The sequence below is a fragment of the Micromonospora sp. CA-263727 genome, assembly GCF_050942455.1.
Taxonomy (GTDB): domain Bacteria; phylum Actinomycetota; class Actinomycetes; order Mycobacteriales; family Micromonosporaceae; genus Micromonospora.
In genome coordinates this window covers 6,169,845-6,193,223 of record NZ_CP192031.1, presented here as the reverse complement: position 1 = coordinate 6,193,223, position 23,379 = coordinate 6,169,845, and the positions used below count along the sequence as shown (strand labels likewise).

20 protein-coding genes are annotated in these 23,379 nt (G+C 71.1%); 13 read left to right on the top strand and 7 right to left on the bottom strand.

The window, feature by feature from the left end:
- Positions 1-75 precede the first annotated feature (75 nt).
- Together ACQPYA_RS27085 and ACQPYA_RS27080 are read left to right on the top strand one after the other, a co-directional pair.
- Entirely contained in the window at positions 76-1,095 is a 1,020-nt protein-coding gene (locus ACQPYA_RS27085) for an NUDIX domain-containing protein (RefSeq protein ID WP_433529871.1), read from the top strand.
- Positions 1,096-1,342: 247 nt separating this feature from the next.
- Positions 1,343-2,323 carry a CDP-alcohol phosphatidyltransferase family protein gene (locus ACQPYA_RS27080; RefSeq protein WP_433533644.1) on the top strand — a complete coding sequence of 327 codons (981 nt, stop codon included), beginning with the start codon at positions 1,343-1,345 and terminating at the stop codon, positions 2,321-2,323.
- A 62-nt stretch (positions 2,324-2,385) separates the two neighbouring features.
- Here ACQPYA_RS27080 and ACQPYA_RS27075 read toward each other — a convergent pair whose 3' ends face one another.
- The 3 genes from ACQPYA_RS27075 to ACQPYA_RS27065 form a co-directional block, all read right to left on the bottom strand.
- A complete protein-coding gene (locus ACQPYA_RS27075; RefSeq protein ID WP_433529870.1) occupies positions 2,386-3,633 on the bottom strand; it encodes a phosphatidylserine decarboxylase in 1,248 nt (415 codons plus the stop codon).
- 186 nt (positions 3,634-3,819) lie between these two features.
- Positions 3,820-4,221 carry a hypothetical protein gene (locus ACQPYA_RS27070; protein ID WP_433529869.1) on the bottom strand — a complete coding sequence of 134 codons (402 nt, stop codon included), beginning with the start codon at positions 4,219-4,221 and terminating at the stop codon, positions 3,820-3,822.
- Entirely contained in the window at positions 4,218-5,930 is a 1,713-nt protein-coding gene (locus tag ACQPYA_RS27065; protein ID WP_433529868.1) for a PspC domain-containing protein, read from the bottom strand. The genes ACQPYA_RS27070 and ACQPYA_RS27065 overlap by 4 nt, the downstream gene beginning before the upstream one ends.
- A gap of 171 nt (positions 5,931-6,101) precedes the next feature.
- Between ACQPYA_RS27065 and ACQPYA_RS27060 the strand changes: the two genes are divergently transcribed.
- From ACQPYA_RS27060 to ACQPYA_RS27030, 7 genes are all read left to right on the top strand, one after another.
- Positions 6,102-7,367, top strand: coding sequence for a PspC domain-containing protein (locus ACQPYA_RS27060; protein ID WP_433533643.1), 1,266 nt, complete (start codon positions 6,102-6,104; stop codon positions 7,365-7,367).
- Positions 7,367-8,053: a response regulator gene (locus ACQPYA_RS27055; protein WP_433533642.1), complete on the top strand. Its 687-nt coding sequence runs from the start codon at positions 7,367-7,369 to the stop codon at positions 8,051-8,053. The genes ACQPYA_RS27060 and ACQPYA_RS27055 overlap by 1 nt, the downstream gene beginning before the upstream one ends.
- Before the next feature lie 339 nt (positions 8,054-8,392).
- The gene (locus ACQPYA_RS27050) at positions 8,393-10,027 is read left to right on the top strand and encodes a peptide ABC transporter substrate-binding protein (RefSeq protein ID WP_433529867.1); all 1,635 of its coding nucleotides are present in this window, start codon (positions 8,393-8,395) and stop codon (positions 10,025-10,027) included.
- A gap of 100 nt (positions 10,028-10,127) precedes the next feature.
- Positions 10,128-11,189 (top strand): ABC transporter permease, encoded by a 1,062-nt coding sequence (locus ACQPYA_RS27045; RefSeq protein WP_433529866.1) that lies wholly within the window; start codon positions 10,128-10,130, stop codon positions 11,187-11,189.
- A gap of 235 nt (positions 11,190-11,424) precedes the next feature.
- Positions 11,425-12,366 (top strand): ABC transporter permease, encoded by a 942-nt coding sequence (locus ACQPYA_RS27040; RefSeq protein ID WP_433529865.1) that lies wholly within the window; start codon positions 11,425-11,427, stop codon positions 12,364-12,366.
- A gap of 5 nt (positions 12,367-12,371) precedes the next feature.
- Positions 12,372-13,406 carry an ABC transporter ATP-binding protein gene (locus tag ACQPYA_RS27035; protein ID WP_433529864.1) on the top strand — a complete coding sequence of 345 codons (1,035 nt, stop codon included), beginning with the start codon at positions 12,372-12,374 and terminating at the stop codon, positions 13,404-13,406.
- The gene (locus tag ACQPYA_RS27030; protein ID WP_433529863.1) at positions 13,399-14,409 is read left to right on the top strand and encodes an ABC transporter ATP-binding protein; all 1,011 of its coding nucleotides are present in this window, start codon (positions 13,399-13,401) and stop codon (positions 14,407-14,409) included. Before ACQPYA_RS27035 ends, ACQPYA_RS27030 begins: the two co-directional genes overlap by 8 nt.
- Before the next feature lie 202 nt (positions 14,410-14,611).
- Here ACQPYA_RS27030 and ACQPYA_RS27025 read toward each other — a convergent pair whose 3' ends face one another.
- Positions 14,612-14,962, bottom strand: a complete 351-nt coding sequence (locus tag ACQPYA_RS27025; RefSeq protein WP_433529862.1) for a chorismate mutase — start codon at positions 14,960-14,962, stop codon at positions 14,612-14,614.
- Positions 14,963-15,282: 320 nt separating this feature from the next.
- Between ACQPYA_RS27025 and pcrA the strand changes: the two genes are divergently transcribed.
- Entirely contained in the window at positions 15,283-17,673 is a 2,391-nt protein-coding gene (gene pcrA / locus ACQPYA_RS27020) for a DNA helicase PcrA (RefSeq protein ID WP_433529861.1), read from the top strand.
- 13 nt (positions 17,674-17,686) lie between these two features.
- On the opposite strand, the gene ACQPYA_RS27015 is transcribed toward pcrA, so the two are convergent.
- On the bottom strand, positions 17,687-18,487 hold the full coding sequence (locus tag ACQPYA_RS27015) for a M23 family metallopeptidase (RefSeq protein ID WP_433529860.1): 801 nt from the start codon (positions 18,485-18,487) through the stop codon (positions 17,687-17,689).
- 274 nt (positions 18,488-18,761) lie between these two features.
- Positions 18,762-19,475, bottom strand: coding sequence for a M23 family metallopeptidase (locus ACQPYA_RS27010; RefSeq protein WP_433529859.1), 714 nt, complete (start codon positions 19,473-19,475; stop codon positions 18,762-18,764).
- Between the two features lie 413 nt (positions 19,476-19,888).
- On the opposite strand from ACQPYA_RS27010, the gene ACQPYA_RS27005 reads away from it, so the two are divergent.
- The 3 genes from ACQPYA_RS27005 to sucD all read left to right on the top strand — a co-directional run bounded on the left by ACQPYA_RS27005 (position 19,889) and on the right by sucD (position 22,980).
- A complete protein-coding gene (locus ACQPYA_RS27005; protein ID WP_433529858.1) occupies positions 19,889-20,293 on the top strand; it encodes a cobalamin B12-binding domain-containing protein in 405 nt (134 codons plus the stop codon).
- A gap of 618 nt (positions 20,294-20,911) precedes the next feature.
- Complete coding sequence (gene sucC, locus ACQPYA_RS27000; RefSeq protein WP_433529857.1) at positions 20,912-22,090, top strand: ADP-forming succinate--CoA ligase subunit beta; 1,179 nt, start codon at positions 20,912-20,914, stop codon at positions 22,088-22,090.
- A 2-nt stretch (positions 22,091-22,092) separates the two neighbouring features.
- Positions 22,093-22,980, top strand: coding sequence for a succinate--CoA ligase subunit alpha (gene sucD / locus ACQPYA_RS26995; protein WP_433529856.1), 888 nt, complete (start codon positions 22,093-22,095; stop codon positions 22,978-22,980).
- 51 nt (positions 22,981-23,031) lie between these two features.
- Here the strand turns inward: sucD and ACQPYA_RS26990 are convergent, their stop codons facing one another.
- Positions 23,032-23,292, bottom strand: a complete 261-nt coding sequence (locus ACQPYA_RS26990; protein WP_433529855.1) for a DUF4190 domain-containing protein — start codon at positions 23,290-23,292, stop codon at positions 23,032-23,034.
- Between the last annotated feature and the right edge of the window lie 87 nt (positions 23,293-23,379).

Sequence of the window (23,379 nt, the reverse complement as noted above, 5' to 3'; positions counted from 1 at the left end):
GACACGGCCCGAGTCGTGTGGCGGGCGACAACTTCGTGATCAACGCGGCGGGGTCGGGTGGGACGGGGAGTGGAAGTGGCGCGGCAGGTGCGGCGGGTCGGGGCCTACGGGGTCCTGCGCGATGGCGAGCAGCGGGTGCTGCTGGTGCGGGGCTCCGAACGGGATGACTTTCCGGGGGTGTGGTCGCTGCCGGGCGGGGGCCTGGAGCACGCCGAGCATCCCGCGGACGCGGTGGTCCGTGAGGTCGCCGAGGAGACCGGGCTGGCCGTCGAGCTGACCGGGCTGCGCGCGGTGGTCGCCGACGTGGTGCCGTACCCGGACCTGGGGGTGGCCCTGCACACCGACCGGGTGCTGTTCGAGGTGGCGGCGGTGGGCGGGGCGCTGCGCGCCGAGCGGCACGGCAGCACGGACCTGGCCCGCTGGTCGACCCTTGCCGAGGCGGCCGGGCTGCCACTGCTGGCCTTCACCGCCGAGGCGCTCGGCCTGCCCGTCGTCCCGTTGCCCTCCGGTGCGCTGCGACGCCGAACGCCGTTCGGCCAACCCGGAACCGACCGGCGGCAGCGCTTCGGGGCGTACGGGTTGGTCACCGATCCCGCCGGGCGGGTCCTGCTGTCGTTGATCGCGGAGGGCTACCCGGGCGCCGGGCGGTGGCACCTGCCCGGCGGCGGGACGGATCATGGTGAACAGCCGGTCACCGCGCTGCTACGGGAACTGGTCGAGGAGTCCGGCCAACTCGGCAGGGTGATCGATCTGATCGGGGTGGACAATCTGCACAATCCGGCGGCGCTCGGCCCGGAGGGCCGCCCCCTCGACTGGCATGGCATCCGGGTCGTCTACCGGGTCGCGGTCGACGTCCCGACCGAGCCGGAAGTGACCGAACTGGCCGGCGGCTCCACCGCCCGCGCGAGCTGGTTCACCCCGGTCGAGCTGCGAGAACTTCCGCTGACCGAGATCGCCGCCGCGACGTTGCAGGTGCCGGCCCGATCGGCCGGCTCCGGGTCGACCGGCGCCCGCTCGCCGGTTGGTGGTGCCCTGCTCCGGTACAGTCGAGGCGGGGCTGATGGTGAAACGGGCGATGATGCCCGAGATGGGTAAAGACGGCGGTTCGCGCGGTTAAGGGAGATATAAGTGCCGCCGGTAGCTATCGCCAATCCCCATCCCCCTGTGCGATGGTGTACTCCGCAAAACGGCTGCCGGGCCGGAAAGGGTCCGGCACGAGACAGCCGGACAGCCGCCATCACGGCGGCCTGCCGGTGATGGAGGGAACGTGCCGAGAGCCCCATGGCGCCGGCGTCGTACGACTGACAGCCCGCGTCCCGCAGGGCGAAGCTGGACGGGCCCGCTGCGCCGCAGCGGCACCCTCGCTCGTCAGGTCCTGCTGGTCCGCGTCGGACGCCGAGGTGCGGAGCTGCACGGTTCGACGGAGACGCTGCCCGAGCCGAGGTACCCGGACCGCCCGCGCCGCCGGTACGGGTTGCAGCGGTTCAACCGCGCCCGGATCGAGACGATCGCCCCGGTCAGCCCGGCGGTCGCGCCGGCCCCGGTGACAGACCAGCTGGCGCTGGCGACAGACCAACCGACCCCGGTGACAGTCCGGCCGGCGCTGGTGGCGGACGAGCCGGCGACGGCACCCGTCCCGCTGCTGCCCGGCGAGCGGACAATGGCCCGGCGGATGAAGTTCGCGCTGGTCAACGCCTGCACCCTGGCCAGCCTGCTGCTCGGCATCAACGCGATCTTCGTCGCCATGCGGGGCGACGTGCGGCTCGCCGCCCTCCTCCTCATCGCCTGCGTGGCCTTCGACGGCCTGGACGGCGCGCTGGCCCGCAAGCTCGGGGTCGCCAGCCCGTTCGGTGCCCAGATGGACTCGCTGGCCGACATGTGCTCCTTCGGCCTCGCCGCGCCCGTGGTGGTCTACGCCTCGCTGGCCGGCGAGGTGCCGACGGCCGCCGCCGGGGTGGCTGCCGCGCTCGTCGCGGCCTGCGCCGCGATCCGGCTGGCCCGGTTCAACGTCTCGCCGCAGGACGGCCGGTTCTTCAGCGGGGTGCCCACCACGATGGCGGCGGCCGTACTCGCCCTGATGGTGGTGATCGGCCTGCCGGTGCCGGGGGCGGTGCAGATCGCCGGGGTGGCGCTGCTCGCCTTCACGATGGTCAGCAGCTTCCCGTACGCCAAGCTCGCCCGGTTGGTCAGGCTGCCGGCGTGGGTCTGGCTCGCCCCGGTGGTCGGCGCGCTGATCGACGTCCGGCTCACCTTCGGCCTGATCGTGGTCGGATACCTGATCAGCGGCCCGGTGCTCTGGCTGCGCCAGCGTCGCACCATCTGATCCCCGTACGCAGCACGGGCGCCGCGGTTCTCCGCGGCGCCCGTGCTGCTGTCTGTCTGCGATCAGCGCCAGCGGGCGATGACGGTCGACCCGCCGACGACCTTGTCGCCCGGCCCGACCAGCGGCTCCGCGGCCTCCACCGGCAGGTAGACGTCGGTACGCGAGCCGAAACGGATCAGCCCGAACCGTTCGCCCCGGGCCAGCAGCGCGCCGATCGGGGCACGCTGCACGATCCGCCGGGCGATCAGGCCGGTCCGCTGCGCCACCACCACCGTGCCGTGCGTGGTGTCCAGCACCGTGTACGCGGCCACGTTGTGCTCGGCGTCCGGCTTCATCGCGTTGACGAACCCGCCGTCGGCGACGAAGTAGTCGACCACCTTGCCGGCGACCGGGGCGCGGTTGACGTGTACGTCGAGCACCGACAGGAAGACCGCGATCCGCAGGAACTCGCCGTCACCGAAGCGCTCGTCGTGCAGGCGCTGCACCGACAGCACCTGACCGTCGGCGGCGGCCACCACGGCCGACGGGTCCTCCGGCACGTCCCGCTGCGGGTCACGGAAGAAGGCGGCCACCGGCGCGGCGGCCAGCGCGGGCAGCAGCCAAAGCTTCGACCTCGGCCGCGCCAGCCGGGTCAGCGCGGCCAGCCCGAGGGCGATGCCGGCCGCGGCCACCCCGTTGGAGTCGATGTGCATGTCGCGGGTCAGCGGCACGCTCGACGGGCGGTAGGCCGGGGCGAGCCGCTCCGCCGTCGCGGCGTCCGCCGGAGTGAAGCGCAGCCGGTACACCCGGACCGGCGGTGAGTTGAGCAGCACCAGGTCGGTGCCGACGCCGTACAGCGCGCCCTGCCGGTCCAACTCGGCCGCCGCGCCGGCGGTCCGGCCGACGGCGGTGGCCAGGCTGAGCACCGCACCCTCGGTCAGGTACTTGGTCAGCGCCTCGATGGCGGCACGGGTCTCCTCCGCAGTGCCGACGAACGCCTCACCGGCGACGACGACCGCGGCCGGCTCGGCCTCGGCGAGGCTCTCCACGACCCGGACCCGGTCGGCGACCCAGCGGCCCTGGGCGGTGACGTGCTCCCGGAGCGCCGTGGTGCTGACCCGCTCGGCTGGTACCACCGTGAGGGTGTCGCCGGGCAGCAGGGCGTCGATCGCCGCGGCCAGCACCGCGGACTCCGGGGCCACGCCGACCAGCAGGGCGGCCTTGGGGTCGTTGATCCGGGCGAGTTCGGAGACGAGAGTACGGGCGGCACGCTCGCCGAGGCGGGCCGGACCGGACTGGCCGGTGGCACCCACGGCGGGGGACTGGGTCATGTCGAACGGGCTCCTGACGGGGTAGAGACGACGGGCGCGAGATCACCGCTCGGCGGCGAGGTCGGCCCGGCGGCGGACGGCCCGCGCGGGCCGGTGGCCCGCGAAGGATGCCCCGCGGCGTGGGCTGGCCGGCGACGGCGGGAGCACACCGGCCAGCATATGCGGCGCGGAAGCCGCGCTGCATGGTCAGCCCGCCGACCCGCGTTTCCCCGGCGACGGTTCGTCCTCGAACGGAAGGTCGAGCGTACGGTCGCCGTCGGCGGGACGCTCCTCGGCAGGCTCACCCGCGGCACCCGGCCCGGCCTCACCCGCGGCACCCGGACCGGAGGTGGGGTCCACGATGGTTCGCCCGTCCTCGGTCGGGTCGGTCCACGGGCTGCCGGAGGGTTCGGGCCTGCTGGTGTGCCGGCTGGACCGCAGCGCGCCGATCAGGCCGAGCGCGCCGATCAGGATCAACCCGCCGGCCAGGAACCAACCGACCGGCGGCAGGACGAGGCCGAGCACCTGGGCGAGCAGCCACCAGGCGGTGAGCGCGAGAAAGAGCAGCCCGAAGGCGAACGAGACCACGTCGGTGCGGTGGGCCTTCACCGGGTCACCTCCATGTGTCCGGCGTTGACGTGCAGGTTGAGGCGCAGCTTCCCGCCGCCCGGGCCGTCCGCGCCGAGGTCGACGGTCTCTCTGGGCTGGTTGTCCATGCCCCAGGCGCGCTGGGTGCCGAAGATGTTCGCGTCACCGGCGGTGAGCTGTGCCGTGGCGGTCACGTCCACGTTCGGCGGTACCACCACAGTGGCCTCGCCGAAGTTGATGACCACGGTGATCTCGGTGTCCTGCTGGCTGAAGTCGATCGCGCGCAGGTCGAGCACCGCGTCGGCGAAGCTCTGCTCGTACCGGACCGCGAGGTCGCGGTGGTCGGTGGGTGCCCAGGTGACCGAGCCGTCCACCCCGCGCACCCGGTCGTACGACTCGGCGATGGTGGCCATGCCCAGCGCGGCGGCGGTCACCAGGCCGAGCGCGATCAGCCAGCGGGCCCGGCCGAACCAGGTGCCCACCAGCAGGCCGAGGCCGATCACGGCGAGCGCCGCCGCGAAGTAGGCCGAGGCGCCGATGCCGAAGACGCCCAGCACGTCGAGGAGGCAGACCACGCCCAGCGCGATGAAGATCAGCGAGAAGGTCACCGCGCCGAGGGCGGATCGCTCCCGTGGCTTCTTCGGCGGCTTGGGCCGGGCCGGGGGTGGCGGCGTCACCGTCGTCTGGCCGGCGTACGGGCCGTGCGGGGCGAACGGGGGACGGTAGGTCGGTGGGGTGACCGGTGGGCCGAGCGGGGCGGCCGGGGCGCCGGCCGTTGGCCACGCCGGGCCGGGAGGCGGGTTCAGGGTGGGCTCCTCGACGATCGGGGTCCCCGGCGGTGCCGCCGGGGTGACGGGGGCCGGCGCGTACGGGTGGAAGGCGGCTGGTGCGGCGGTGGCCGGCGGGGTGCGGCCGAAGCCCGGAGAGGGCGGCGGGTACCCGGCCGGGCCGGGATAGCTGACCGGCGGCACCGGGCCGGGAGGCGCCGTCGGCGGTGGCGTGGTCGGCACGGTGGGCTGCGGGCCGCGTTGCTGGCGGTTGAGCAGCAGCGCGCCGCCGACCAGGATGGCCGCGCCGAGCAGCACCGCGCGGAACGCGTCGGTGACGATGAAGCCGAAGCTCACCGCCACCAGGATGCTGAGCACGATCACGGTCACCGGGGACATGCTGGACCGGCCCCGGCCCAGCATCGATTCGACCGGCGACGCGCTGTCACCCTCGCCCGGGATGATCAACCAGGCGGTGACATAGACCAGGATGCCGATGCCGCCGAAGAAGCCGAGCACCGCGAGCAGCACCCGCCAGAGCACCGGATCGGTGTTGGTGGCCCGGCCGACCGCGGCGCAGACGCCGGCCAGGTAGCGACCGTCGCGGGGGCGGACCAGTCCGTACCGCGAGGTGAAGCCGGCCCCGTTGAAGGGCGTACCCGGGCCGCCCTCCGGTGGTGGCGAGCCGCCGCCCGGCGGCGGGGTGGTGGCCGAGGGGCCACCCCCGTACCACGGCCCGCCCGGCCCCCCCGGCCCGGCGGGTGGTGGTGTGGCGATCGGCGGTGCCGTCCCGTCCCACGCGGTCTCCCCGGCGGGTGCCCGGCCCCCGGCCGGCGTCGCCGTGGGGTCGCCCGTGATGGGCGGTTCGGGCGCGGCCGGTCCGGCGGAGGCCGCGGCGGCCGAGGTCGTCGGCTCCGGCTCCGTCGGCCCGGGCCGGTGCGGCTGGGCAGGATCGTCGGTCATACGTCGATCCTGCTGCTCCGGAGGCCCGAGCGACCTCCGGAGGCGACCCTGACCCCACCCTGAGATCGGTCACCCCCCAATGTCCGGGGCGTCCCCGTGGTCGGAGCACCACGCCGCGTGTGACGATCGGATCGGCGCCGGGAATTCGACCACCCACCAGCCCGACCCGTCCTGACCAGGGAGCCCGTGATCAGCACCGTCAGCCAGCCACCCCGCCTCTACCGCGCCCCGGAGCACCGGATGGCCGCCGGGGTGGCCGCCGGCATCGCCGAGCATCTCGGCGTCCCGGTGGTCCGGGTCCGGGTCGCCTTCATGGTGCTGCTCGGGCTGAGCGGGCTCGGCCTGCTCCTCTACGCGGCCTTCTGGGCCGTCGTGCCGCTGCGGCCCGGCGACAGCGCCGTACCGCCCCGCCGCGACGTCGGCCAGTTGCTGCCGTTCGTGGCCATCGGCCTCGGCGTGCTGCTGATCCAGATGATGGTCTTCGACTCGGTGGGCGCGGCCGGCACGGCGGGCTGGCTGGTGGCGATCATCGCGGTGGGCGCCGGGGTGATCTGGCACCAGTCGGGGCCGGAGCGGCGGCGTCAGTGGGGCGAGTCGCTGCCGGTGCCCTGGCTGGGCGCGGTGGTGGAGGAGAGCGACCGGCGGGCCTTCGTGCTCCGTTTCGTCGGCGGCGGGGTGCTGGTCGCGGTCGGCATCATCGGGGTCGCCGCGGTCTACTCCCCGGCGCAGAACCTGGATGCCGTAGTGAACGGGGTGATCTTCGCGCTGGTCGGGCTGGCGGGCGTCGGGGTGGTGGCCGCGCCGGTGCTCTGGCGGACGTGGAACCAGCTCCGCTCGGAGCGGGAGGGCCGCATCCGGGAGCAGGAGCGGGCCGAGTTGGCGGCCATGGTGCACGACCAGGTGCTGCACACCCTCGCGTTGATCCAGCGCAACGCCAGCGACGTCAAGACCGTGCAGCGGCTCGCCCGCGGCCAGGAGCGGTCGCTGCGCAACTGGCTCTACAAGCCCACCGCATCGCCCACCGAGCGCTTCGCCGCCGCGCTGGAGCAGGCCGCGGCCGAGGTCGAGGACACCTTCGCGATCACCGTGGAGCCCGTGGTGGTCGGCGACCGGGAGACCGACGAGCGGGTCGGCGCGCTGGTCGCCGCCGCCCGGGAGGCGCTGGTGAACGCCGCCCGCCACGCCGGGGTGCAGACCGTCTCGCTCTACGCCGAGGTCGAGCCCGACCAGGTCAGTGTCTTCGTACGGGACCGGGGGGTGGGGTTCGACCCGGATACGGTGGAGGATCACCGGCATGGTGTCCGAGGCTCGATCGTGGGGCGGATGAAGCGGCACGGCGGCCGGGCGGAGATCCGCTCCCGGCCGGGAGAGGGGACCGAGGTCCGGTTGATCCTGCCGATCTCCCGGGATTCGGCCACGGCGGAGAGGGACAGATGATGGCCGAGCAGTCGACGCGACCGGTCGAGCCGGCGGGTGCCGGGCCCGAGCGGCTGCGGGTGTTCCTGGTCGACGACCACGCCATGTTCCGCGCGGGCGTACGCGCCGAGTTGGGCGCGCACGTCGAGGTGGTGGGCGAGGCGAGCACGGTGGCCGAGGCGGTCAGCCGGATCGCGGCCACCGAACCGGACGTGGTCCTGCTCGACGTGCACATGCCCGACGGCGGCGGCCGGGCGGTGCTGGAGGCGATGCGGCGCAGCCACCCCCAGGTGCGCTTCCTGGCGCTCAGCGTCTCCGACGCGGCGGAGGACGTGATCGGGCTGATCCGGGCCGGTGCCCGGGGCTACGTGACCAAGACCATCTCACCGGACGAGTTGGCCGCGGCGATCCGTCGGGTGGCCGACGGCGACGCCGTGTTCAGCCCCCGGCTGGCCGGGTTCGTGCTGGACGCCTTCGCGGCCCGGCCGGACGCCCCGGTCGCCGATCCGGAGCTGGATCAGCTCACCAACCGTGAGCGAGAGGTGCTTCGATTGCTGGCCCGGGGCTACGCGTACAAGGAGATCGCCCGGGAGCTCTACATCTCGATCAAGACCGTCGAGACACACGTTTCCAACGTGTTGCGCAAGCTCCAAATGTCCAATCGGTACGAGTTGTCCCGGTGGGCTGCGGACCGACGGCTGGTATGACCAACTCGACTGGCCGGGGTGGCTGCCCGTCTGGAATCGACATAGTCCTTTCGGGTAGCATCATGACCTGAGTGGCTGGATTCACGCCAGGGCGCCGTGCGGTTCCGCAGCGCTCGGTGTCCGTGTCGTCAATCGGCCAATCGGGCGCGAAAAAGCCGTTGCCGGGCAGGTCGTACCACGTATCCGGCGCGAAGTGAATCCGGCTCTGGGTCGGTGTCGGCACCGTCCCGGGCGGATATCGGGTTGATAACACGCCTTCCCGCCTGGGCGCATCGGGTGTCACAGTGGCAGGCACCTCACAACCCCCTCGTGAGCCGAGCGCCCTGAGGAGGCACTCCCATGCGCGGGAAATTCCTGAAGGTGGCGGTCGCGGCGACCGCCACCGCCATGCTGGCCACCGCCTGCGGTGGCGGCAGCGGCGACGACGATGCGGCCGGCAAGTCCGGCGGCACGCTGCGCGTCTACAACGCGGAGCCGGCGTTCCTGACGCCCTCCGGCGGTGACGACGAGCCGTCGCTCTACGTGATCCGTCAGCTCTATCGCGGCCTGGTCAAGTACAACGCCCAGACCTCCGCGGTCGAGAACGACCTGGCCGAGTCGGTCGAGTCGACCGACCAGAAGCTCTGGACGATCAAGATCAAGAGCGGCTACACCTTCGACAACGGCGAGCCGGTCAACGCCGACTCCTTCATCCGGTCCTGGAACTTCGCCGCCTACTCGCCGAACGCCCAGAACAACGGCTACTTCATGAAGCGGATCGCCGGCATCGCGGACGTCCAGTCCTCGGACCCGGACGGCGACGGCCCGCAGAAGGCCCCGGAGCCGAAGGCGAAGGAGCTCGCCGGCCTGAAGAAGGTCGACGACCTCACCTTCACCGTCGAGCTGGAGGCGCCGTTCTCGGGCTTCCCGACCACGATCGGCTACCCGGGCTTCTTCCCGATGGCCGAGGCGTGTGTCGCCGACATCGCGAAGTGCAACGAGACGCCGATCGGCAACGGCCCGTACAAGGTCGACGGCAGCTGGCAGCACAACGTCGCCATCAACCTGGTCCGCAGCGACAGCTGGAAGGGCGACGCCGGCAAGCCGGACCGGATCGAGTACCGCATCTTCGCCGACGTCGACGCCGGCTACGCCGCCTTCCAGGCCGGCGAGCTGGACGTGATGTACACCGTGCCGCCGGCCCGCTACAAGGAGGCCAAGGCCACCTACGGCGACCGGATGTTCGAGCTGGCCGGTGACAGCTTCACCTACGTCGGCTTCCCGCTGTACATGGACGAGTTCAAGGACAAGAGGGTCCGCCAAGCCCTCTCCCTGGCGATCGACCGCCAGTCCATCATCGACGCCGTCTTCGACGGCCGGTTCGCCCCGGCTTCCGGCTTCGTCGCGCCGAGCTTCGAGGGTGGCCGGGAGAACGTCACCCCGTACGCCACCAAGGACGTCGAGAAGGCCAAGCAGCTGCTCGCCGAGGCCGGCGGCTGGCCGGCCGGCAAGAAGCTGACCCTGTGGGCCAACGCCGGTGCCGGTCACGACCAGTGGCTCCAGGCGGTCGGCGACCAGATCAAGGCCGCGCTGGGCATCGACTACGAGCTGAAGGTCAACCTGCAGTTCGCCGAGTACCTCGAGACCGCGGACAAGAAGAAGTTCACCGGTCCGTACCGTCTCGGCTGGGGCCCGGACTACCCGTTCCTGGAGACCTTCCTGTACCCGCTCTACGGCACGGGCGCGGGCAGCAACAACTCGCTGTACAGCAACGCCGAATTCGACGCGCTGTTGAAGCAGGGTGACTCGGCCGACTCGGTGCAGGCCGCCATCCCGTTCTACCAGCAGGCGGAGGACATCCTGGCCGAGGAGCTGCCGGTCATCCCGATGTGGTGGCGGAAGGAGGCGGCGATCTACAGCGAGAACGTGGACCAGTTCGTCTGGAACGCCGTCGCGGACGCCGACTACGGCGCGACCTCTCTGAAGCAGAACTGAGCTTCAGGCTCCTGATCCAGCCGTAACACGACGTGGCGGCAACGGTCACCCCACCAGGGTGATCGTTGCCGCCACGTCAGCGCCGAGAGGAGACCCCGAGATGGGGCGCTACGTCATCCGACGGTTGCTCCAGTTCATTCCCACCATGCTGGGCACCATGTTCCTGCTTCACTACATGACCTCGCTGGCTATCCAGTTCAGCGGAAATCCGGCCCGGGCGCTGTTCGGAGACCGGACTCCGCCGCCCGCGTTGCTGGAAGCGATCACCGAGCGGCTCGGGTTTGGCGACCCCTGCCTCAGCCGCAAGTTCGACCCCTGCGTCTTCCGGGCTGCCGAGAGTGGCGGCGGCTGGCTGGGTACGGGCTTCGAGCCGGGTCTGTTCTTCGACCGGCTGGGCAACATCTTCTTCCACTTCGACTTCGGCATCAACCTGCGTCAGCGGGAGGTCACCGAGCTGGTGGCCGATGCTCTCCCGTTCACCCTCAAGCTGCTGGTGATCGCGATCCTCTTCGAGGCGGTGATCGGCATCGCGGCCGGCGTCTGGGCCGGACTGCGGGGCGGCAGCATCGCTGACTACATCGTCAAGATCAGCACGGTTTTCGTCATCTCGGTGCCGATCTTCGTGCTCGGCCTGGTGGTGCGGGAGTTCGTCGGCGTCAAGTTCGGCAACGTGCTGCGGGGGCAGGACTGGATCCCCGATGTGATCTCGGTTGGCGTGTTCACGCCCGGCTTCAAGCCCGACTATCCCTTCGCCAGCCTGCTCATTCCCGGCATGGTGCTCGGCGCGGTCTCGCTCGCCACCACGGCGCGCCTCACCCGGACCAGCATCATGGAGAACATCCGGGCCGACTACGTCCGGACCGCGCGGGCCAAGGGCCTCACCAACCGGCGCGTCATCGGCGTACACACGCTGCGCAACTCGCTGATCCCCGTGATCACCTTCCTGGGCGTCGACATCGGCGCGGCGATGGCCGGCGCGGTGGTCACCGAGTCGATCTTCAACGTCCCCGGCATCGGCCGGCTGGTGACCCTCGCGGCCCGTGGCGGCGAGTCCTCTGTGGTCATCGGCGTGGTGACCATGCTGGTGCTGGTCGTCCTGCTCGCCAACCTGCTGGTCGACATCCTGTACGCCGTGCTCGACCCGAGGATCCGCTATGAGTGACCGGATCGTGGTGAGCGAACGGCGGCGGGAGATCCACGCCGCCAGCGGCAGGGTAGAGCGAAACGAGGTGTGGACATGAGCGAGCGCCAGCGAGCGAATCACCAGCGCCGTGCGGTGGTGCCTCATGGTGGCACGGAGCGAAGCGGAGTGTCGGCATGAGCGAGCGTTGCGAGCGAGTCATCAGGCTCAGCGCGGTGGTGCCTCATGGTGGCACGGAGCGAAGCGGAGTGTCGGCATGAGCGACCTGACCAGTGCCGGTGCCGCCGTCGGCGGCGCCCCGGTAGGCGGTGACGGCCCGATGGCGGACCAGCCGGCCGTCGGCGGCAAGGAGCGCAGCGCGAGCCTGTGGGCGGACGCGCGGCGTCAGCTGGTCCGCGACCCGGTCTTCGTCCTCGCGTCCCTCTACATCCTCGTCGTGGGCTCGATGGCAGCCTTCCCCTGGCTGTGGACGAGCCAGGATCCCCGGGACTGCACCACCGACCGTTCTCGGATCTCCCCGAGTGGCGATCACCCGTTCGGCTTCGACATCCTCGGCTGCGACTACTACTCGCATGCCATCTACGGGGCCCGTCCCTCGATGATCATCGCGATCATGGCCACCGGTGCGATGATCGCGATCGGCGGCGGTCTCGGCCTGCTCGCCGGCTACTACGGCGGCTGGGTCGACACGATCATCTCCCGGGTGATGGACATCTTCCTCTCGCTGCCGTTCCTGCTCGGCGCGATCGTGTTCCTCACCGTCATCAAGCGGCAGAACCCCGTGACGATCGCGCTGGTGCTGTTCCTGCTGACCTGGCCGGTCATCGCCCGGATCATCCGGGGCAGCGTGATCTCCTCGAAGGACCTGGACTACGTGCACGCCGCAAGAGCGGTCGGCGCCCGCAACGGACGGATCATGTTCCGGCACATCCTGCCGAACGCGATCGCGCCGATGCTGGTGTACGCGACCATCGTGCTCGGTTCCTTCGTCGCCGCGGAGGCCACGCTGACCTTCCTCGGCGTCGGGCTCCAGCCGCCCGCGCAGTCCTGGGGCATCATGATCTCGGTCCACCAGGTCTACTTCCTGGAGGACCCGTGGCTGCTGCTCTTCCCCTGCGGTCTGCTGGTCGGCACGGTGCTGTCCTTCATCCTCATGGGTGACGCCCTGCGTGACGCCCTCGACCCGAAGTTCCGGTGAGTCCCATGACTGATGTGAACGTCAAGTTGGACGCGCTGCCCGGCCTCGACTCGAACGCGTTGCCGCTCGAGGTCAAGGACCTGCATGTCGAGTTCCGCACCCGCAACGGCATCGCCCACGCGGTCAACGGCGTCAGCTTCGAGGTGCGGCCGGGCGAGACCCGGGCCATTCTCGGCGAGTCGGGCTGCGGCAAGAGCGTGACCGCCCAGGCGATCATGGGCATCCTGGACACCCCGCCCGGCTTCGTCACCGGTGGGAAGATCCTCTACCGCGGCGTCGACCTGCTCAAGCTGCCGGAGTCGGAGCGCCGCAAGGTTCGGGCGAACCGGATCGCGATGATCTTCCAGGACGCGCTCTCCGCGCTGAACCCGGTCTTCACCGTCGGGTTCCAGCTCGCCGAGCTGTTCCGCAAGCATCGCGGCATGTCCCGCCAGGACGCCAAGGCGCGCGCCATCGAGCTGCTCGACCTGGTCAAGATCCCGGCTGCCCGGCAGCGGGTGAACGACTACCCGCACCAGTTCTCCGGTGGCATGCGGCAGCGCGTCATGATCGCCATGGCGCTGGCGCTCGACCCCGAGGTGCTGATCGCCGACGAGCCGACCACCGCGCTCGACGTGACCGTGCAGGCCCAGATCATGGCGCTGCTCGCCGAGCTCCAGCGGGAACGGAACATGGCCTTGGTGCTGATCACGCACGACATGGGCGTGGTGGCCGACGTGGCGGACCGGATCTCGGTCATGTACGCCGGCCGGGTCATCGAGGAAGCCGGCGTGGACGACATCTACGCCAGCCCGGCGCACCCGTACACCAAGGGCCTGCTGGAGTCGATCCCGCGCCTGGACCTCAAGGGCCAGGAACTCAGCGCGATCAAGGGCCTACCTCCGGCGCTGACCAACGTTCCGCCGGGCTGCGCCTTCAACCCGCGGTGCCGCTACACGCAGGACGTCTGCAAGAAGGACCCGGTGCCGGCGCTGTTCCAGGTGTCGCCGGGTCGGACGGCCGCCTGCCACTTCTGGAAGGAGGTCAAGGGCGATGAGTGATCTCGTGCTGGAGACCCGGAACCTGGTCAAGCACTTCCCGCTCACCCGGGGCATCGTCTTCAAGAGGCAGTACGGTGCGGTCCGGGCGGTCGACGGGGTCGACCTCGAACTGCGCCGGGGCGAGACGCTCGGCGTGGTGGGTGAGTCCGGCTGCGGTAAGTCGACGCTGGCCCGGATGCTGGTCGGGCTGGAGACGCCGACCTCCGGCGACCTGTTCGTGCAGGGCAGGAACATGTCGAAGGTCAGCGCCGAGGAGCGGCGGCGGGGCCGGCGCAACATCCAGCTGGTGATGCAGGACCCGTACACCTCGCTGAACCCGCGGATGCCCGTCGGCGACATCATCGGTGAGCCGTTCGAGGTGCACCCGGACGTGCTGCCCAAGGGCAACCGGCGGGCCAAGGTGCAGGAGCTGCTGGAGCTGGTCGGTCTCAACCCGGACCACATCAACCGCTACCCGCACCAGTTCTCGGGCGGTCAGCGGCAGCGCATCGGCATCGCCCGGGCGCTGGCGCTCAACCCGGAGATCATCCTCTGTGACGAGCCGGTGTCGGCGCTGGACGTCTCCATCCAGGCTCAGGTGATCAACCTGCTGGAGAAGCTCCAGAACGAGCTGGGCCTGTCGTACATCTTCATCGCCCACGACCTGTCGGTGGTCCGGCACATCGCCGACCGGGTCGCGGTCATGTACCTCGGCAAGGTCGTCGAGATCGGCACCGAGGACGAGATCTACGAGAGCCCGACGCACCCCTACACCCAGGCGCTGCTGTCGGCGGTGCCGGTGCCGGACCCGAAGCTGCGCGGGCACCGGGACCAGATCGTGCTGACCGGCGACGTGCCGTCGCCGGCCAACCCGCCGTCGGGTTGCCGGTTCCGCACCCGTTGCTGGAAGGCCCAGGACATCTGCGCCGAGCAGGAGCCGGTGCTGCAAATCCGGGACAAGTCCGGCCACCCGAGCGCCTGCCACTTCGCCGAGGTGCGCGACGTGGTGCACGCGACGGAGTAGCCGCAGAGACGCCGCCGGGCCCGACCATCCACCGGGAGCGGCGGTGAAGGTAGTGCCTCCTCAGTGATCCGGGGCGTCGGCCGTCACCAGCGGCCGGCGCCCCGGTCCCGGTTCGGGCGACCCCAGCGTTCGGGTGGGGGCAGGGTCCGGGTGCCCTCAGCGTTCGCCGGGGGCCAGCGGTTCGGCGGGCGTCGTCCGCCGGTCAGAGCGGCCCGCGCCCGGCCCGCAGCAGCAGCAGGGCGAGCTGGGTGCCGTCGGCACCGAGGGCCGCCCGGAACCGCTCCAGGATCTCCTGCTCGCGGGAGAGCACGAGCCGGGTGCCGCCAGAGGCCATCCGGGTCGCGCCGACCTCCCGGGACAGGGCGGCCCGCTCCTGCCACAGCTCGACGAGCGCCCGGTCGATCTCGTCGATCCGTACCCGGATCTCGGCGATCCGGGCGGCGGCCCCCGGCTCCGCGGTACCGGTGCCCGGGGTGCCCGCCTCGGGGCCGGTGCCGTTCGAGGTCACGCCGGAGTCGGCGGGGACGCCGTTCTGTTCCATCACGTCTGTCATCTTCGGGTACCTCTCACGGTGTGGTGCCCGGTGCCCGGATCCCGGGACGACGAAAGCCCCGGGCTCCGAGAGCCCGGGGCTTTTCGTAGGTCTGATCGATCAGACGCGACCTACGGCTGCCGGACTCCCGGTGCCGTAGTAAAAGTAGAAGCGCTGGTCGAACACGCCGTCGAGTATGCCTGCCCCACCCGGCGGCGGGCAAGGGAAAGTGTTAAGAAGGGACCCTTCCTCTACCGTAGGCGTTAAGAAGGGACCCCTCCTTACGGTGTAGCCGAGCCGTGGGCGGGGATGTCCGGCGGGCGGCATAGACTCGCTGGGCGATGCATCCTCTCTTCGATATCCCCGCGTCCCCGTCCGCACCCGAGCCTGCCCGGGTGCGGTCGCCGCATCGGCCCGCCGGCCGGCTGGACCCGTCGCAGCTGGTGGAGGGGCTCAACGGCCCGCAGCGGGACGCGGTCACCCACGCCGGCTCGCCGCTGCTGATCGTCGCCGGTGCCGGCTCCGGCAAGACCCGGGTGCTGACCCACCGGATCGCGTACCTGCTTGCCGCGCGGGACGTGCACCCCGGCGAGATCGTCGCGATCACCTTCACCAACAAGGCCGCCGGGGAGATGAAGGAGCGGGTGACCGCCCTGGTCGGCCCGCGCGCCCGGCTGATGTGGGTCTCCACCTTCCACTCCGCCTGCGTACGGATCCTGCGCTCCGAGCACGAGCACGCCGGCCTGAAGTCCACCTTCTCGATCTACGACGCCGACGACTCCCGCCGGCTGATGCAGATGGTCACCCGCGAGCTGGATCTTGATCCGAAGCGCTACCCGGCGCGGGGCCTGGCCGCCCAGGTCTCCAACCTGAAGAACGAGCTGGTCGACCCGGAGTCCTTCGCCGCCCGGGCCAGCGGGCCCAACGAGCGCGCGCTGGCCGAGGCGTACACGCTCTACCAGCGGCGGCTGCGCGAGGCGCACGCGCTCGACTTCGACGACCTGATCATGACGACGGTGCACCTGTTCCAGTCGCACCCGCACGTCGCGGAGACCTACCGCCGCCGGTTCCGGCACGTCCTGGTCGACGAGTACCAGGACACCAACCACGCGCAGTATGTCCTGATCAAGGAGCTGGTCGCCGGCACCGAGGGCCTCGATCCAGCGGAGCTGTGCGTGGTCGGCGACGCGGACCAGTCGATCTACGCCTTCCGGGGCGCGACGATCCGCAACATCCTGGAGTTCGAGCGCGACTTCACCGACGCCCGCACCATCCTGCTGGAGCAGAACTACCGCTCCACCCAGACCATCCTGAACGCCGCCAACGCGGTGATCGACCGCAACACCTCTCGCAAGCCGAAGCGGCTGTGGAGCGACGCCGGGACGGGCGAGCCGATCGTCGCCTACGTCGCCGACACCGAGCACGCCGAGGCGGACTGGGTGGCCCGGGAGATCGACCGGTTGGTCGACGCCGACGATGCCCGTCCGGGCGACGTGGCGGTCTTCTACCGCACCAACGCCCAGTCCCGGGTCTTCGAGGAGGTGTTCATCCGGGTCGGCCTGCCGTACAAGGTCGTCGGCGGGGTGCGCTTCTACGAGCGCAAGGAGGTCCGGGACGCGCTGGCCTACCTGCGCGCGGTGGTCAACGACGACGACACGGTCAGCCTCCGCCGGGTCCTCAACACTCCGCGCCGGGGCATCGGGGACCGCGCCGAGGCGTGCGTGGAGGCACTGGCCAGCCGGGACCGCATCTCCTTCGGCGCGGCGCTGCGCCGGGCCAGGGAGGCGCCGGGCATCTCCACCCGGGCGGCCAACGGCATCGCCGAGTTCGTCGCGCTGCTCGACTCCGCCCGGGAGTTGGCCGCCGAGGGCACTCCCGAGGAGGTGCTGGAGGCGGTGCTGACCCGTTCGGGCTACCTGACCGAGCTGGAGGAGAGCCTCGACCCGCAGGACGCCGGCCGGGTCGACAACCTCCAGGAGCTGGTCAGCGTCGCCCGCGAGTACACCGAGCGGATCGAGGCGACCGGAGCGGAGGGGGAGCGGGCCAGCCTGGCCGGCTTCCTGGAGCAGGTCGCGCTGGTCGCCGACGCCGACCAGGTGCCCACCGACGACCCGGAACACCAGGGCGTGGTCACCCTGATGACCCTGCACACCGCAAAGGGCCTGGAGTTCCCGGTGGTCTTCCTGACCGGCCTGGAGGACGGCGTCTTCCCGCACCTGCGCTCGCTGGGCGACACCCGGGAGTTGGAGGAGGAGCGGCGGTTGGCCTACGTCGGCATCACCCGGGCCCGGCAGCGTCTCTACCTGTCCCGGGCGGTGACCCGCTCGGCCTGGGGTCAACCGGCTTACAATCCGCCGTCGCGGTTCGTCGAGGAGTTGCCGACCGAACTGGTCCGCTGGGAGCGGACCGAGGGGGCGTACACCTCGTGGGGCGGTGGTGGCGGCGGGGTGGGTGGCCGCGCGGAGCGGGTCACCGGCGGCTTTGCCGGGGGTACGCCCCGAGCCGTCCAGTTGGCCCGGAAGCTCGGCGTGGACGGCCGCCGGCTGGCCACCGCCAGTGAGCTGCCGCAGGGGCCGAAGGTCAGCACGGGGGACCGGGTCAACCACCAGCGCTACGGTCTGGGCCGGGTGGTGGCGGTGGAGGGGCATGGCCCCGGCGCCCGGGCACAGATCGACTTCGGCGACCAGACGCTCTGGCTGGTGCTGCGGCACGCCCCGATCGAGAAGATCTGAAGGTCGACTCCGTTCAGCAGGCCACGTCGATGCCGCGGGCCCGGAGGAAGGGCGCCGGGTCGATCTGGTTCCACATCTGGCCCTGGTGCACCTCGAAGTGCAGGTGCGGCCCGGTCGAGTCGCCGGTGGAGCCCTCCAGGCCGATGGTCTGCCCGGTGCTGACCTTCGTGCCCACGCTCACCTTGGCCGTGCTGAGGTGGGCGTAGTGGGTGAGGTAGCCGTTGCCGTGGTCGATGAAGACGGAGATGCCGTAGCCGTCGCCGACGTCGCCGGCCTTCGTCACGGTGCCGCCGAAGGCGGCGTGGACCGGGGTGCCGGCGGGCAACGCGAAGTCGATGCCGGCGTGCTGGGTGCCCCCGCGCGGGCCGTAGCACGAGGTGATGGTGGCGCCGGCCATCGGGATCACCCATGACGACTTCGGCGTCGCGCTCCTGGTCGGCGTCGGCGTGGTCGTGGCCTTGGCGGCCTTCGTGGCCTGTGTGGTCTTGGCGGCCTTCGGGCTGGGCTTAGCGGTGGGGCTGGCGCTCGCGGTCGGGGTCGTCGACGGCGTCGGCGTGGCCGGGGTCGCCAGGGCGACCGGCTCGCGGGCCGCGCGGTCGGCCCGGGCGGCGGCCTCGGCCCGGGACTGCGCTTCGAGCGAGACCGGGCTCCGGGTGGGGCGGTCGTCGCGGGTGGCCAGGGCGACACCGCCGAGGCCGAGCCCGACCAGGGCGACCGCACCGATGGCCAGGTGGCGGCGCCGGCCGACCCGGCGCCGGTGTCGGGCCGGGGCGTCGGGGATCTTCCGGTACGGGGTGGAGCTGTCGTCCTGCACGGCGGACCTCACTGGATCGAGTGGCACGTGACCTCGAAATCCTGGTGTCGGTCCAGCTCAGGGTGGGTGCCGGGGGTCCGGCGGCAGCCCGCGGGAAGCCAGCGCGTTGTCCGGGTCTGTCCGTCGCTGCCGCCGACTGACCGGCCCGATGACGGAGGCTGAGTGTGGTGCCGGTCACAGTCTCTGCTGTGAGCTGGGATACTTTTCTGGACGGTGCGGCAAGCAAAACCGCCCGGATCGATCGATCCGGGCGGTCAACGGGCCTTACGCGGCGTCAGGACTCCGCTACCTCGCTGTAGATTGCCTCGACTTGTAGCTTGATGTCCACTCCGCGGTCCTGCAACCACGGCACCGGGTCGAGGGGCTCGCCCTTGACATGGATCTCCAGGTGCAGGTGGGAGCCGTACGAGTGGCCGGTGTTGCCGACCAGGCCGAGTTGGTCGCCGGCCTTGACCTGCTGGCCCTCGCGGACGCTGAGCGCGGAGGAGTGGCCGTAGATCGCCTCGCTGCCGTCGGCGTGCTGCACGATGACGGCGTAGCCGTACCCGCCGAACCAGCCGGCCTTGGTGACCGTGCCCTCGTGGATCGCGACGTACGGGGTGCCCTCCGGGGCGACCAGGTCGATGCCGGTGTGCAGCTTGCCCCAGCGCATCCCGTACGGGAAGTTGAAGTCGTAGCCCTGTAGGGGCAGCAGCCAGACTCCGTTGTCGGTCGCGCTCTCCGCGCCGCCGCGGCTGTCGCGGGAAGTCCGCTCGGCGGCGTCGGCGCGATCCGCGACGCCCTGGCTGCTGATCGACGCCTGCTTCAGCTCGTCGAGCACCGTCGGGCTGACGCTCTTGGCGTCCGGCAGGGCGCCGGCGCCCAGCGCGACCACGCCGGCACCGACGAAGGCGGTGGTGACGACTGCGGCGTAGCGGCTACGTGGAGGGGTGGGTACGCGGCGGCGGCCGCGATATCGATCCGGCTCAGACGACAGGCGCTGGCGCACGCATACCCTCCGTTGTCGGGGTTCCGATGCGGTCTGACCGTCGTCCGGATTGGGACCGAACGTCGGCTGCTCGCGTCGTCACCCGTCCGTAGACCTGATGACAACCGTGGACACGGTAGCCAACCGTCAGTCGAGTCACAAGCCGAAGCGCCGAACTCGTTGCCACGTTCTGTCCCAATCCGTCCATTATTGTCATGCCTCGCGGCCCTGGAGAGCTGCCCTCGTTATCGTCCGTTCGTCGCGTACCGTGACCGATCGGCTGAGTCGTCCTCCTTGACGCCGCCCGCACGATTACGCCATTGCGTGAGGTCGCGGTGGCGGTGGGTTCCGCCGGCCCCGGTTCCCCGGCCCTGGTCGGGCGGGTTACCGTTCGTTCAGGTGAATGCCGCGGAGTCGGTGAAAGGGATGCGCAGATGAGCTCTCGTGTTCGGGTCGTCGTCGCCAAGCCGGGCCTGGATGGCCACGACCGGGGCGCGAAGGTGGTGGCCCGCGCCCTCCGGGACGCCGGCATGGAGGTCATCTACACCGGGCTGCACCAGACACCGGAGCAGATCGTGGAGACCGCGATCCAGGAGGACGCCGACGCGGTCGGCCTCTCGGTGCTCTCCGGGGCGCACATGACGCTCTTCCGTCGGGTGCTCGAACTGCTCGACGAGCGCGACGCCCGGGACATCGTGGTCTTCGGCGGGGGCATCATCCCGGACGGCGACATTCCGGAGCTGGAGCAGCTCGGGGTGGCCAAGATCTTCACGCCGGGTGCGACCACGCAGTCCATCGTGGAGTGGGTCCGGGAGAACGTCGCTCAGCCGGTGGGCTGACCGCCACACGCGGACAACCCACGCGGACAGCGGGCCGCCGGCCGGCAGCGCCAGGGGGCAGGCGGGTGTCTGGGGACAGGCGGTGCCTGGGGACACAGGGGGAGGGGCCGGACGCACCCCTCACACGTCCGGCCCCTCTATGCACGATGCCCCGCCGCCACCCCTCGACCGACAGGGCATCGGCCGTTCCTGTGTCTTCGCGCGCTCCAGCGTTCCGACATCTGACTCAACGACGTCCCTCCGGCGGGGTTACGCACGACCGCGGAACTCCAGGGCCGGCACGGCGAGATCGCCCGAACGGGTGACACCGGCCCGGTGCGCGGCGGGTCGGTGACGCAGCGTCGGCCGCGGCTGTGGATTACCGCACACCGCGCGCCCGCTCGGTTGCCCGCCGTGCCGGCATCGCTAGGCTGCGCCCAATGAACCCTCTACCACCTCCGCTCGCGGCCCGTCGGGTCGCGAGGGCGGACGCGGGGCGCGAGCACCGCGCGGTGCAGGTGGTGAAGGGTTCGACGGCCTGCGTCAACTTCAACTGATGTCAGGCATCGCACTGTTTTCTTTCCATACGCTGGTGGCGGCGCGACGGTGCGCCGCGGAGACGGGACGGGACGCGCAATCGTGGACCTGTACGAATACCAGGGGCGGGACCTGTTCGAGCGGCACGGCCTGCCCGTGCTCGCCGGCGGCGTCGCGACGACCCCGGAGGAGGCCCGCGCGATCGCCGAGCGCCTCGGCGGCCGGGTGGTCGTCAAGGCGCAGGTGAAGGTCGGCGGGCGAGGCAAGGCCGGCGGCGTCAAGCTCGCCGAGGGCGCGGAGGAGACGGTGGCCCGGGCCACCGACATCCTCGGCATGGACATCAAGGGTCACACGGTCCACAAGGTCATGATCACGGTGACCGCGGACGTGGCCGAGGAGTACTACTTCTCGTACCTGCTCGACCGGGCGAACCGCACCTTCCTCTGCATCGCCAGCGTGGCCGGCGGCATGGACATCGAGCAGGTCGCCGCCGAGACCCCGGAGAAGGTCGTCAAGGCCCCGATCGACGCCGTCAAGGGCGTGGACGAGGCCCAGGCGCGGGAGATCGTCGAGGCCGCGGGCTTCCCGGCCGAGGTCGCCGACCAGGTGGTCGACATCGCGGTGGGGCTGTGGCGGGCGTTCGTCGCCGAGGACGCCACCCTGGTCGAGGTGAACCCGCTGGCCAAGACCAAGGACGGCAAGCTGCTGCTGCTGGACGCCAAGATCTCGCTGGACGAGAACGCCGGCTTCCGGCACCCGGACCACGAGGCCCTGGTCGACCAGGCGACCGTGGACCCGCTGGAGCAGGCCGCCAAGGAGAAGGACCTCAACTACGTCAAGCTCGACGGCGAGGTCGGCATCATCGGCAACGGCGCGGGCCTGGTCATGTCCACGCTCGACGTGGTCGCGTACGCCGGGGAGCGGCACGGCAACGTCAAGCCGGCCAACTTCCTCGACATCGGCGGTGGCGCGAGCGCCGCGGTGATGGCCAACGGTCTGGAGATCGTGCTCTCCGACCCGTCGGTCAAGAGCGTCTTCGTCAACGTCTTCGGCGGCATCACCGCCTGCGACGCGGTCGCCAACGGCATCGTGCAGGCGCTGGCGCTGCTGGAGCAGCGGGGCGAGCAGGTCAGCAAGCCGCTCGTCGTCCGACTCGACGGCAACAACGCGGAGGCCGGACGGGCGATCCTGGACGGCGCGAACAACCCGCTGATCGAGCGGGTCGACACCATGGACGGCGCGGCCGAGCGGGCCGCCGAGCTGGCAGCTGCGGGGGTCTGACGATGGCTATCTGGCTCACCAAGGACTCGAAGGTCATCGTCCAGGGGATGACCGGTTCCGAGGGTTCCAAGCACACCCGGCGGATGCTCGCCGCCGGCACCAACGTGGTGGGCGGCGTGAACCCGCGCAAGGCGGGCACCACGGTCGACTTCGACGGCAGCGAGCTGCCGGTCTTCGCCAGCGTCGCGGACGCGATGAAGGACACCGGCGCGGACGTCACGGTCATCTTCGTGCCGCCGCAGTTCACCAAGGGCGCGGTCATCGAGGCGATCGACGCCGAGATCCCGCTGGCCGTGGTGATCACCGAGGGGGTGCCGGTGCACGACACCGCCGCCTTCTGGGCGTACAACGTGGCGAAGGGGGAGCGGACCCGGATCGTCGGGCCGAACTGTCCCGGCATCGCCTCGCCGGGCGCCTCCAACGCCGGCATCATCCCGGCCGACATCACCGGCACCGGCCGGATCGGCCTGGTCAGCAAGAGCGGCACGCTGACCTACCAGATGATGTACGAGCTGCGTGACATCGGCTTCTCGACCTGTGTCGGCATCGGCGGTGACCCGATCATCGGGACCACCCACATCGACGCGCTGGCCGCGTTCGAGGCCGACCCGGACACCGACGCCATCGTCATGATCGGTGAGATCGGCGGCGACGCCGAGGAGCGGGCCGCGGAGTTCATCAAGGCCAACGTCACCAAGCCGGTGGTCGGCTACATCGCCGGCTTCACCGCGCCGCCCGGCAAGACCATGGGACACGCTGGCGCGATCATCTCGGGCTCGGCGGGCACCGCCGACGCGAAGAAGGCGGCGCTGGAGGCGGTCGGTGTCAAGGTCGGCAAGACGCCGACCGAGACCGCCAAGCTGATGCGGGAGATCATGTCCGCCGGCTGAACGGACGCCGAAAGCCGCTGAGGGGCCGACCGGAAGGTCGGCCCCTCAGTCTCAGCGGTTCCAGTACGGGTAGTTCCCGGTGGAGCGCAGGATCAGGCTGACCACGATGTTGAGCACGCCGAGGGCGATGGCCACGTAGCCGAGCACCGGTGACTTGCCGTACCGCTTCGCGTCGCGCATCGACAGCCAGCCGAAGACGATGCCGAGGATGCCGCAGCAGAGCAGGCCGGTCACGATGCCCAGCACACCCCAGAGGGTGCTGCGGTCCCGGCCGGCGGGTGCCGGCGGAGGCGGTGGATAAGGAGCGTTCACGGCTGCCCTCCCGGCGCTTGCTGCCGCGACGTGGACGCGGCCCTGTGCCGAGGCTAGGCCGGGACAAATGCGGGCGCACCGGGAATC